This is a genomic window from Streptomyces paradoxus (assembly GCF_014202475.1).
GTDB lineage: Bacteria > Actinomycetota > Actinomycetes > Streptomycetales > Streptomycetaceae > Streptomyces > Streptomyces paradoxus.
Genome location: NZ_JACHGV010000010.1, coordinates 333,389 through 343,482 on the forward strand (window position 1 = coordinate 333,389; position 10,094 = coordinate 343,482).

Genomic DNA, 10,094 nt, shown 5'->3' on the forward strand with positions numbered 1-10,094 from the left:
AGCCGCCGCCGGTCCTCGGTAGTGGCCCCCGGGAGAGCGAACCCCGGGTGCTTCGATCGAAGACCGGCCCGCACAGCACGGCGCGCTTCTCCGCAACCGTCCCCCTGCCACACGGGCAGGGCGACGAGGACGAGGAGAAAACGCTAGTGGAGAACGAGACCCACTACGCCGAGGCCGTCATCGACAACGGCGCCTTCGGTACCCGCACCATCCGCTTCGAGACGGGCCGCCTGGCCAAGCAGGCCGCCGGCTCCGCCGTGGCGTACCTGGACGACGACACCATGGTGCTGTCGGCCACCACCGCCTCCAAGAACCCCAAGGACCAGCTCGACTTCTTCCCCCTCACGGTGGACGTCGAGGAGCGGATGTACGCCGCCGGCAAGATCCCCGGCAGCTTCTTCCGCCGTGAGGGCCGTCCCTCCGAGGACGCGATCCTCACCTGCCGCCTGATCGACCGCCCGCTGCGCCCGTCCTTCAAGAAGGGCCTGCGCAACGAGATCCAGGTCGTCGCCACGATCATGGCGCTCAACCCCGACCACCTGTACGACGTCGTCGCGATCAACGCCGCGTCCGCGTCCACGCAGCTGGCCGGCCTGCCCTTCTCCGGCCCGATCGGCGGCGTCCGCGTCGCGCTGATCAACGGCCAGTGGGTGGCGTTCCCGACGCACTCTGAGCTCGAGGACGCCGTCTTCGACATGGTCGTCGCGGGCCGCACCCTGGAGGACGGCGACGTCGCGATCATGATGGTCGAGGCCGAGGCCACCGAGAAGACCATCAAGCTGGTCGAGGGCGGCGCCGAGGCGCCGACCGAGGAGGTCGTCGCCGCCGGTCTGGAGGCCGCGAAGCCCTTCATCAAGGTGCTCTGCAAGGCCCAGGCCGACCTCGCCGCGAAGGCCGCCAAGCCGACCGGCGAGTTCCCGATCTTCCTGGACTACCAGGACGACGTCCTGGAGGCGCTCACCGCCGCCGTCAAGCCGGAGCTCGCCTCCGCGCTGACCATCGCCGGCAAGCAGGAGCGCGAGTCCGAGCTGGACCGCGTCAAGGCGCTCGCCGCCGAGAAGCTCCTGCCGGAGTTCGAGGGCCGCGAGAAGGAGATCTCCGCCGCGTACCGCTCGCTGACCAAGACCCTGGTCCGTGAGCGCGTGATCAAGGAGAAGAAGCGCATCGACGGCCGCGGTGTCACCGACATCCGCACCCTGGCCGCCGAGGTCGAGGCCATCCCGCGGGTCCACGGCTCCGCCGTGTTCGAGCGTGGCGAGACCCAGATCCTGGGCGTCACCACCCTGAACATGCTCCGCATGGAGCAGCAGCTCGACACGCTGTCGCCGGTGACGCGCAAGCGCTACATGCACAACTACAACTTCCCGCCGTACTCCACCGGCGAGACCGGCCGCGTCGGCTCCCCGAAGCGCCGCGAGATCGGTCACGGCGCTCTCGCCGAGCGCGCCCTCGTGCCGGTCCTGCCGACGCGCGAGGAGTTCCCCTACGCGATCCGCCAGGTCTCCGAGGCGCTGAGCTCCAACGGCTCGACGTCCATGGGCTCGGTCTGCGCCTCCACCATGTCGCTGCTGAACGCCGGTGTGCCGCTGAAGGCCCCCGTCGCCGGTATCGCCATGGGCCTGATCTCCCAGGAGATCGAGGGCGAGACGCACTACGTCACCCTCACCGACATCCTCGGTGCGGAGGACGCCTTCGGCGACATGGACTTCAAGGTCGCCGGCACGAAGGACTTCGTGACCGCCCTCCAGCTCGACACCAAGCTGGACGGCATCCCGGCCTCCGTCCTGGCCGCGGCCCTCAAGCAGGCCCGCGACGCCCGCCTCCACATCCTCGACGTGATGATGGAAGCGATCGACACGCCGGACGAGATGTCCCCGAACGCCCCGCGGATCATCACCGTCAAGATCCCCGTGGACAAGATCGGCGAGGTCATCGGCCCCAAGGGCAAGATGATCAACCAGATCCAGGAGGACACCGGCGCCGACATCACGATCGAGGACGACGGCACGATCTACATCGGCGCGGTCGACGGACCGTCCGCCGAGGCCGCCCGCACCACGATCAACGGCATCGCCAACCCGACCATGCCGGAGGTCGGCGAGCGCTACCTGGGTACGGTCGTGAAGACGACCACCTTCGGTGCGTTCGTCTCCCTGCTGCCCGGCAAGGACGGCCTGCTGCACATCTCGCAGATCCGCAAGCTGGCCGGCGGCAAGCGCGTGGAGAACGTCGAGGACGTTCTCGGTGTGGGCGCCAAGGTCCAGGTCGAGATCGCCGAGATCGACTCCCGCGGCAAGCTCTCCCTGATCCCGGTCATCGAGGGCGAAGAAGGCGACGAGAAGAAGGACGACGGCGACAAGTGACGTCCCGCGGCTTCCAGGCGACGGCCCGCACCTCCTCGGAGGCGCGGGCCGTCGCCCGTACCCAAACCCTCATCAAGGGCCGGAACGGCATCGGCACGGTCCGCAGGACCACCCTCCCGGGCGGCCTGCGCATCGTCACCGAAACCCTGCCCTCGGTCCGCTCCGCGACCTTCGGCATCTGGGCGCACGTCGGCTCCCGCGACGAGACCCCGGCCCTGAACGGCGCCACCCACTACCTGGAGCACCTGCTCTTCAAGGGCACCAGCAGAAGGTCCGCCCTGGACATCTCCGCCGCGCTCGACGCGGTCGGCGGCGAGATGAACGCCTTCACGGCGAAGGAGTACACGTGCTACTACGCACGCGTGCTCGACAACGACCTGCCGCTGGCCATCGACGTCGTCTGCGACATGCTGACCGGCTCGCTGATCCGCGAGGACGACGTCGACGTGGAGCGCGGCGCCATCCTCGAAGAGATCGCCATGACCGAGGACGACCCGGGCGACTGCGTGCACGACCTGTTCGCGCACACGATGTTCGGCGACAACCCCCTCGGCCGCCCGGTCCTCGGCACGGTCGACACGGTCAACGCCCTCACCGCCGACCGCATCCGCCGCTTCTACAAGAAGCACTACGACCCGACGCACCTGGTCGTCGCCTGCGCGGGCAACATCGACCACGCCAAGGTCGTACGGCAGGTCCGCGCCGCCTTCGAGAAGGCCGGTGCCCTCAAGGACCTGGCCGCGGACCCGGTCGCCCCGCGCAGTGGCACGCGCGCCCTGCGCACCGCGGGCCGCGTCGAGCTGATCGACCGCAAGACCGAGCAGGCGCACGTCGTGCTCGGTATGCCCGGCCTGTCCCGCACGGACGAGCGGCGCTGGGCCCTGGGCGTGCTGAACACTGCTCTCGGCGGCGGCATGTCCTCCCGCCTCTTCCAGGAGGTCCGCGAGAAGCGCGGCCTGGCCTACAGCGTGTACTCGTATACCTCCGGCTTCGCCGACTGCGGCCTGTTCGGCGTGTACGCCGGCTGCAGGCCCTCCCAGGTGCACGACGTGCTGAAGATCTGCCGCGACGAACTCGACCACGTCGCCGAGCACGGCCTCTCCGACGACGAGATAGGGCGTGCGATCGGCCAGCTCCAGGGCTCCACGGTCCTCGGCCTGGAGGACACCGGCGCGCTGATGAACCGTATCGGCAAGAGCGAGCTGTGCTGGGGCGAGCAGATGTCCGTCGACGACATGCTGGCCCGGATAACGTCGGTCACCCCGGACGACGTCCGCGAGGTCGCCCGCGAGATCCTGGGACGGCGGCCCTCCCTGTCGGTCATCGGCCCGCTGAAGGACAAACAGGCGGCCCGCTTGAACGACGCCGTCGCCTGACAATCCCCTGGTGAAGGAAGCACAAGAGATGAGCAAGCTGCGCGTGGCGGTCCTCGGCGCCAAGGGCCGGATCGGCTCGGAAGCCGTCCGGGCCGTCGAAGCCGCCGAGGACATGGAACTGGTCGCCGCCCTCGGCCGGGGCGACAAGCTGGAGACACTGACCGAATCGGGCGCCCAGGTCGCGGTCGAACTGACCACGCCCGACTCGGTCATGGCCAACCTCGAGTTCTGCGTCGGCCACGGCATCCACTCGGTCGTCGGCACCACCGGCTGGACCGACGAGCGCCTCGCGCGGCTGAACGGCTGGCTGTCCGCCTCTCCGGAGACGGGTGTGCTCATCGCGCCGAACTTCTCCATCGGGGCCGTCCTGAACATGAAGTTCGCGCAGATCGCGGCACCGTACTTCGAGTCGGTCGAGGTCATCGAGCTCCACCACCCGAAGAAGGTCGACGCCCCGTCGGGCACCGCCACGCGCACGGCCCAGCTCATCGCGTCGGCTCGTGCCGAGGCGGGTACGGCCCAGGCACCGGACGCCACGGAGACGGCTCTGGACGGCGCGCGGGGCGCGGACGTCGACGGCATCCCCGTGCACTCCGTCCGCCTGCGCGGTCTGCTGGCCCACCAGGAGGTCCTCTTGGGCGGCGAGGGCGAGACGCTCACCATCCGCCACGACTCCCTCCACCACAGCAGCTTCATGCCGGGCATCCTGCTCGGGGCCCGCCGCGTGGTGAGCACCCCGGGCCTGACGTTCGGCCTTGAACACTTCCTGGACCTGAACTGAGCCTCTGACCGTCATGCGCGCGAAGCTCACCTACGCCCTCACCGCCGCCGTCCTGCTCGTCTACTTCGTCCTGGTCGGCAGCCGCGGCATCCTGCTCATCGAGACCGGCACACCCCTCACCGTCACCTTCGGTGTCGCCGTGCTGATCCTGCCGGTCATCGGCCTGTGGTTCCTGTGGAAGAACACCCAGTTCGCCCGCAGGGCCAATCAACTCGCCGCCGAACTGGACGCCGAGGGCGGTCTGCCCGTCGACGAACTGCGGCGCACCCCCAGCGGGCGCATCGACCGCGACTCGGCCGACGAGGTCTTCGCCAAGCGCAAGGCCGAGACGGAGGACGCCCCCGACGACTGGCGCACCTGGTTCCGTCTCGCCGTCGCCTACCACGACGCCCGCGACACCCCGCGTGCCCGCAAGGCGATGCAGCGCGCGATCGCCCTGCACGACGGCAAGCAGCCCGAAGCGGCCTGAACCGCAGCCCCCACTCATGCCTGCGGGGCCGGACCGTGCACACGGTCCGGCCCCGCAGGCCTGAGATGGGTGAGGTCAGCGAGGGCCGTACTCCTCGGCCCACGCCTCGACCGAGTCCGCCGCCCGGTCGAAGGCGACCGCGCGGCCCAGGAAGTCCGCGTTGTGCGTCGTCATCAGCGGCGGCTGACCGCCCTCTTCCCGGCCCTGGCGGCCGAGCAGCAGCGCCTGCCCCTGCACGGTCCGCGGCAGCCCCAGCCAGCGCACCGGCTGCTGCACCGTCCGCACGGAGACGACCTGCTCCCAGGACGCCGTACGCGTCGTGAGGAACCCCACGTGCCGCAGCCCGCGGGCGCTGACCCACACGCCCATGCGCAGCAGCCGCAGGGCCGCGGCGATGACGAGCAGCGCGAGAGCGAACACGACCCCGGCCGAGGTCAGTTCGGCCGTCGCGGCGATGATGACCGCCGCGAACAGCACGAACGAGGCGAGCAGCAGCGCGAGCGCCGCCACTGCGACCCGCCACGGCCCGGGCCGGTACGGCCGCCGCCAGCGGTCACGGTCGTCGTAGGGCAACGGAACGTCGTCCGCCGCCTCGAAAACGCGGTCGGCCGTCAGGAAGGGCAGGGGCACCGGCTGGTCCTCACTCGATCCATGCGTGGGCTGTGCCCGGTGAGGCTACCGATCTGTGTCCCCGGTCACCACTGGCGGGGGGCCGGATGGAGTCACCACCGGCCCGGTGCGCTTCAGCGCTTGTCTGACGCCTGCGACTGCTGAGGCTGATTGGCCGTCTGGTCGGGCGTCAGCGCGGGCGTCCCGATGACCAGGGACCCCACGAGCCCCGCCACGATGGTGAGCCCCAGCAGCCAGCTGCCGGCCACCTGACCGACGGACGACCGCTCGCGCGGTGGGGGAGTGACATTGCTGCGGAACCTGTCGGCCTCGGCGAGGAAGGCAAACGGTACGGGTTCACGCCGACCGAACATCAGGGGTACGTCTCCTTCAAGGGTGGAACGGATCACTTTCGTCTGTAGAGACGAACGAACTCCCTCAGAGGTGCCCTGTTTCACCGACTTCATTGCGGCACGCCACCGATCGCACTGAATCGGCCGGGCCGTAGAGTGGCGTCGCCACACGACGAGATGGGAAGGCCCTGCCAACCGTGACCGACACCCCCGCCGACGACCTCAAGCCCAGCTACCGCAGTGACGTCACCGTCGAGCTGGTCAAGCACACCGCGTCAGACGCGGACGTCCTCTTCGCCGCCCGCGTCTCGACCCTCGGCGAGCAGTCCCTGGACGAGCTGAAGAAGGACCCCGAGCGTTCCAAGGGCCTGATCAACTACCTGATGCGGGACCGGCACGGCAGCCCCTTCGAGCACAACTCGATGACCTTCCTCATCAGCGCCCCGATCTTCGTCTTCCGGGAGTTCATGCGGCACCGCGTCGGCTGGTCGTACAACGAGGAGAGCGGCCGCTACCGCGAGCTCCAGCCCGTCTTCTACGTCCCGGACGAGTCCCGCAAGCTGGTCCAGGAGGGCCGCCCGGGCAAGTACGTCTTCGTGGAGGGCACCCAGGCCCAGCAGGAACTCGTCGGCCGTGTGATGGAGGACTCGTACCGGCAGGCGTACGAGGCCTACCAGGAGATGCTCGCCGCCGGTGTCGCCCGCGAGGTCGCCCGCGCGGTCCTGCCCGTCGGCCTCTACTCCTCGATGTACGCCACCTGCAACGCCCGCTCGCTGATGCACTTCCTCGGCCTGCGCACCCAGCACGAGCTGGCGAAGGTCCCGTCCTTCCCGCAGCGCGAGATCGAGATGGTCGGCGAGAAGATGGAGGCCGAGTGGTCCCGGCTCATGCCGCTCACCTACGCCGCCTTCAACGCGAACGGACGCGTGGCGCCGTAACGTGCTCCCGGTCGTCAGGTCAGGTACAGATGTACGGTTCAGCCGCGCGAAGTGTCCGTATTGCGGCATTTAGAGAAATGCATCTAGCCTGATCAAACGGGTCCGGCACTGCTTGAACCCCCGAGCAGGCAGTGCCGGGCTCCACCTTTGTCGCGACTTGTCCCCTGCCCCGCGGGCAGACCCGGTCCTGAGCAACGAGTAGCGTGTAACCCATGGCTCCGACCTCGACTCCGCAGACCCCCTTCGGGCGGGTCCTCACCGCCATGGTCACGCCCTTCACGGCGGACGGCGCACTCGACCTCGACGGCGCGCAGCGGCTCGCCGCCCACCTGGTGGACGCAGGCAACGACGGCCTGATCATCAACGGCACCACCGGCGAGTCCCCGACCACCAGCGACGCGGAGAAAGCGGATCTCGTACGGGCGGTCCTGGAGGCGGTCGGAGACCGTGCCCACGTGGTGGCCGGAGTCGGCACGAACGACACGCACCACAGCATGGAACTCGCCCGGACAGCGGAGCGCACCGGCGCGCACGGCCTGCTCGTCGTGACCCCGTACTACAACAAGCCCCCGCAAGAAGGCCTCTACCGGCACTTCACGGCCGTCGCCGACACCACCGGCCTCCCGGTGATGCTCTACGACATTCCCGGCCGTAGCGGCGTCCCGATCAACACCGAGACGCTCGTCCGCCTCGCCGAGCACCCGAGGATCGTCGCCAACAAGGACGCCAAGGGCGACCTCGGCCGCGCCAGCTGGGCGATCGCCCGCTCCGGCCTCGCCTGGTACTCCGGCGACGACATGCTGAACCTCCCCCTGCTCTCGGTCGGCGCGGTCGGCTTCGTCTCCGTCGTCGGCCACGTCGTCACCCCCGAGCTGCGCGCCCTGGTCGAGGCGTACACCTCGGGCGACGTCCAGAAGGCCACCGAGATCCACCAGCAGCTGCTCCCCGTCTACACCGGCATGTTCCGCACGCAGGGCGTCATGACGACCAAGGCGGCACTCGCCCTGCAGGGACTGCCCGGCGGGCCGCTGCGCGCTCCCATGGTCGAGTGCGCGCCCGACGAGATCGAGCAACTCAAGATCGATCTTGCCGCCGGCGGGGTACAGCTCTGACATCAGACTTCGCGCGGATCCCCGCGCAACTGCTTCACAACTGAATACGCGGGCCACCGGTGCCCGCACCCCACACAGACAACTGCTTCTGCACGAACGTCACGCGCGCCACGTGCCCCACCGGTACGTGGCGTGCGTGGTGAGGAGAGTCTTTTGAGTCATCCGCATCCCGAACTGCGCACGCCCCCGCCGCTCCCCGAAGGCGGCCTGCGCGTCACCCCGCTCGGTGGCCTCGGCGAAATCGGCCGGAACATGACGGTCTTCGAATTCGGCGGCCGCCTCCTGATCGTCGACTGCGGAGTGCTCTTCCCCGAGGAGGAGCAGCCCGGAATCGACCTGATCCTGCCGGACTTCTCGTCCATCAGGGACCGCCTCGACGACATCGAGGGCATCGTGCTCACGCACGGGCACGAGGACCACATCGGCGGCGTCCCCTTCCTCCTGCGCGAGAAGCCGGACATCCCGCTGATCGGCTCCAAGCTGACCCTCGCCCTCATCGAGGCCAAGCTCCAGGAGCACCGCATCCGCCCCTACACGCTGGAGGTGGCGGAGGGGCAGCGCGAGCGCATCGGCCCCTTCGACTGCGAGTTCATCGCCGTCAACCACTCCATCCCGGACGCGCTGGCCGTGGCCATCCGCACCCCGGCGGGAATGGCGGTCCACACCGGCGACTTCAAGATGGACCAGCTTCCGCTGGACAGCCGCCTCACGGACCTCCACGCATTCGCACGCCTGAGCGAGGAGGGCATCGACCTCCTCCTCTCGGACTCGACGAACGCCGAGGTGCCGGGCTTCGTCCCGCCGGAGCGGGAGATCTCCAGCGTCCTGCGCCAGGTCTTCGCGGGCGCCCGCAAGCGCATCATCGTCGCGAGCTTCGCCAGCCATGTGCACCGCATCCAGCAGATCCTGGACGCGGCGCACGAGTACGGCCGCCGCGTCGCCTTCGTCGGCCGCTCCATGGTCCGCAACATGGGCATCGCGCGCGACCTGGGCTACCTGAAGGTCCCCCCGGGCCTCGTCGTGGACGTCAAGACGCTCGACGACCTCCCGGACAGCGAGGTGGTCCTGGTCTGCACGGGCTCCCAGGGCGAACCGATGGCGGCCCTGTCCCGCATGGCCAACCGTGACCACCAGATCCGCATCGTCCAGGGCGACACGGTGATCCTGGCGTCGTCCCTGATCCCCGGCAACGAGAACGCGGTCTACCGCGTGATCAACGGCCTCACCCGCTGGGGCGCCAACGTGGTCCACAAGGGCAACGCCAAGGTGCACGTCTCCGGCCACGCCTCCGCGGGCGAGCTGCTGTACTTCTACAACATCTGCCGCCCGAAGAACCTGATGCCGGTGCACGGCGAATGGCGCCACCTGCGCGCCAACGCCGAGCTGGGCGCCCTGACCGGTGTCCCGCACGACCGCATCGTCATCGCCGAGGACGGCGTCGCCGTCGACCTCGTCGAGGGCAAGGCGAAGATCTCCGGCAAGGTCCAGGCGGGCTACGTCTACGTCGACGGCCTCTCGGTCGGCGACGTGGGCGAGCCGGCGCTGAAGGACCGCAGGATCCTCGGCGACGAGGGCATCATCTCGGTCTTCCTCGTCATCGACTCGTCCACCGGGAAGATCACCGGCGGCCCGCACATCCAGGCCCGAGGGTCCGGCATCGAGGACTCCGCCTTCGCCGACGTGGTTCCCAGGATCACGGAGGTGCTCGAACGCTCCGCCCAGGACGGTGTGGTCGAACCCCACCAGCTCCAGCAGCTCGTACGCCGCACGCTGGGCAAGTGGGTCTCGGACACCTACCGCCGCCGCCCGATGATCCTGCCTGTGGTGGTGGAGGTCTGACGGACCGTCGGGCCTGAGCCGACGCCAACTGGGAGCGGGGCGCCTCGATTTGCATCGAGGCGCCCCGCTCCAGTAGGTTTACAACTCCTCCCGACGGGGCACCCGGGCCAATTCAGGCACCAGGGACCATGCCCGGCCGGGGAAGGAAATCCGACTCAGAACTTCTGATAAAGTCGGAACCGCCGGAAAGGGAAACGCGGAAGCGGGAACCTGGAAAGCACCGAGGAAATCGGATCGGAAAGATCTGATAGAGT

9 protein-coding genes are annotated in these 10,094 nt (G+C 69.2%); 7 read left to right on the top strand and 2 right to left on the bottom strand.

Annotation, left to right across the window (positions count from 1 at the left end):
• The first annotated feature begins 146 nt into the window (after positions 1-146).
• From HNR57_RS30325 to HNR57_RS30340, 4 genes are read left to right on the top strand one after another with little or no spacing between them, the layout of a single operon-like run.
• Positions 147-2,363: a polyribonucleotide nucleotidyltransferase gene (locus tag HNR57_RS30325; RefSeq protein ID WP_184564959.1), complete on the top strand. Its 2,217-nt coding sequence runs from the start codon at positions 147-149 to the stop codon at positions 2,361-2,363.
• The gene (locus HNR57_RS30330; RefSeq protein WP_184564962.1) at positions 2,360-3,739 is read left to right on the top strand and encodes a M16 family metallopeptidase; all 1,380 of its coding nucleotides are present in this window, start codon (positions 2,360-2,362) and stop codon (positions 3,737-3,739) included. Before HNR57_RS30325 ends, HNR57_RS30330 begins: the two co-directional genes overlap by 4 nt.
• Before the next feature lie 28 nt (positions 3,740-3,767).
• Positions 3,768-4,520, top strand: coding sequence for a 4-hydroxy-tetrahydrodipicolinate reductase (gene dapB / locus HNR57_RS30335; protein ID WP_184564964.1), 753 nt, complete (start codon positions 3,768-3,770; stop codon positions 4,518-4,520).
• Positions 4,521-4,533: 13 nt separating this feature from the next.
• Positions 4,534-4,989, top strand: a complete 456-nt coding sequence (locus HNR57_RS30340; protein ID WP_184564967.1) for a tetratricopeptide repeat protein — start codon at positions 4,534-4,536, stop codon at positions 4,987-4,989.
• Between the two features lie 75 nt (positions 4,990-5,064).
• On the opposite strand, the gene HNR57_RS30345 is transcribed toward HNR57_RS30340, so the two are convergent.
• Positions 5,065-5,619, bottom strand: a complete 555-nt coding sequence (locus HNR57_RS30345) for an SCO5741 family PH domain-containing membrane protein (protein WP_184564969.1) — start codon at positions 5,617-5,619, stop codon at positions 5,065-5,067.
• A 113-nt stretch (positions 5,620-5,732) separates the two neighbouring features.
• On the bottom strand, positions 5,733-5,972 hold the full coding sequence (locus tag HNR57_RS30350; protein ID WP_184564971.1) for a hypothetical protein: 240 nt from the start codon (positions 5,970-5,972) through the stop codon (positions 5,733-5,735).
• Positions 5,973-6,148: 176 nt separating this feature from the next.
• Here HNR57_RS30350 and thyX point away from each other — a divergent pair, with 176 nt between their 5' ends.
• The 3 genes from thyX to HNR57_RS30365 all read left to right on the top strand — a co-directional run bounded on the left by thyX (position 6,149) and on the right by HNR57_RS30365 (position 9,840).
• The gene (thyX, locus tag HNR57_RS30355; protein WP_033313015.1) at positions 6,149-6,889 is read left to right on the top strand and encodes an FAD-dependent thymidylate synthase; all 741 of its coding nucleotides are present in this window, start codon (positions 6,149-6,151) and stop codon (positions 6,887-6,889) included.
• 212 nt (positions 6,890-7,101) lie between these two features.
• The gene (gene dapA / locus HNR57_RS30360; RefSeq protein ID WP_062929407.1) at positions 7,102-8,001 is read left to right on the top strand and encodes a 4-hydroxy-tetrahydrodipicolinate synthase; all 900 of its coding nucleotides are present in this window, start codon (positions 7,102-7,104) and stop codon (positions 7,999-8,001) included.
• 153 nt (positions 8,002-8,154) lie between these two features.
• Positions 8,155-9,840: a ribonuclease J gene (locus HNR57_RS30365; RefSeq protein ID WP_184564973.1), complete on the top strand. Its 1,686-nt coding sequence runs from the start codon at positions 8,155-8,157 to the stop codon at positions 9,838-9,840.
• The last annotated feature ends 254 nt before the right edge of the window (positions 9,841-10,094 follow it).

Excerpts from the sequence above, each read along its gene's own strand:
- dapB (WP_184564964.1), top strand. The coding sequence starts at position 3,768 with ATGAGCAAGCTGCGCGTGGCGGTCCTCGGCGCCAAGGGCCGGATCGGC.
- HNR57_RS30340 (WP_184564967.1), top strand. The coding sequence starts at position 4,534 with ATGCGCGCGAAGCTCACCTACGCCCTCACCGCCGCCGTCCTGCTCGTC.
- HNR57_RS30350 (WP_184564971.1), bottom strand. The coding sequence starts at position 5,972 with ATGTTCGGTCGGCGTGAACCCGTACCGTTTGCCTTCCTCGCCGAGGCC.
- dapA (WP_062929407.1), top strand. The coding sequence starts at position 7,102 with ATGGCTCCGACCTCGACTCCGCAGACCCCCTTCGGGCGGGTCCTCACC.